Origin of the sequence: Streptomyces lunalinharesii, from assembly GCF_039532155.1 — a bacterium.
In the GTDB taxonomy this organism is placed as follows: Bacteria; Actinomycetota; Actinomycetes; order Streptomycetales; family Streptomycetaceae; genus Streptomyces; species Streptomyces lunalinharesii.
Genome location: NZ_BAAARK010000111.1, coordinates 1 through 1045 on the forward strand (window position 1 = coordinate 1; position 1045 = coordinate 1045).

Genomic DNA, 1045 nt, shown 5'->3' on the forward strand with positions numbered 1-1045 from the left:
CGCTGGACAACTGCGTCGAGTACAACCTCAAGGTGGGCCAGGACGAGGAGGCGCTGCTGCGCCAGGTCCTGCGCGAATCGGACCAGGCACGGGCCCTCAACGACGAGATCAGGAGCGGCAGCAACAACCCCGAGTTGCCACTCGCCCTCGGCGAACTGGTCGTTCAGGAAGTCCAGGCACGCCAGGGCCAACTGGCCACCGACATCGTGGCCGCCCTCCGCGGATCCGTACGCCAGAACCACCTCGCAGAGCCGGCGGCGAACGACTTCCTGAACGTGTCGTTCCTCGTGAACCGGGACGACGAACAGGACTTCCTCGCCGTGGAGAAACAACTCGCCGACGAGCTCGGAGCGGACTTCACGGTCCGCCTCCACGGTCCGCTGCCCGCCTACAGCTTCGTCTGAGGAGGCCGCACATGGGACTGCTGACACAGATCGCGACCCTGCCGCTCGCACCGGTACGCGGCGTGGCCTGGATAGTCGACCGCATCGTCGAGGCCGCCGAGGACGAGTACTACGACCCGCGGCCCGTCCAACAGCAGCTCGTCCAGTTGGAAGAGGCCCTGCTGGCGGGAGAGATCGACGAGGAGACCTTCGACAGGCGCGAGGACGAACTGCTCGACAAGCTGGAGGAGATCAGGGCGCACCGCGGAACGCCCCAGCCCTGACGGCCCTCTTCCCGCCCCGAACGCGCCGGACGAACCGGTGGGTGAGGAGTGACCACCGTGACCGAACCCGTAGCCCGCAGCATGGGGAACCTCCCCTCCAGGGCCGGCCCGTACGGGCAGGGCTCGTCGGCCAACCTCGCCGACATCCTCGAACGCGTCCTGGACAAGGGCATCGTGATCGCCGGTGACATCCAGATCAACCTGCTCGACATCGAGCTGCTCACCATCAAGCTGCGGCTGATCGTGGCGTCCGTGGACAAGGCGAAGGAGATGGGCATCGACTGGTGGGAGCACGACCCCTCGCTCTCCTCGCACGCCGCGGACGGCCACCACTCGCTGGCCGAGGAGAACGCCCGCCTGCGCGCGGAGATCGAGGCG

General features: G+C 67.6%; 3 protein-coding genes. All 3 read left to right on the plus strand.

All coding sequences use genetic code 11. The features are described from left to right. The coding region (locus tag ABD385_RS41155; RefSeq protein WP_344585398.1) for a GvpL/GvpF family gas vesicle protein at positions 1–404 on the plus strand (404 nt) is incomplete at its 5' end. An 11-nt stretch (positions 405–415) separates the two neighbouring features. Then, the gene (locus ABD385_RS41160; protein WP_344585400.1) at positions 416–667 is read left to right on the plus strand and encodes a gas vesicle protein GvpG; all 252 of its coding nucleotides are present in this window, start codon (positions 416–418) and stop codon (positions 665–667) included. Positions 668–748: 81 nt separating this feature from the next. Further along, positions 749–1045 (plus strand): gas vesicle protein (locus tag ABD385_RS41165; protein WP_344585402.1); only part of this gene is annotated, 297 nt, incomplete at its 3' end.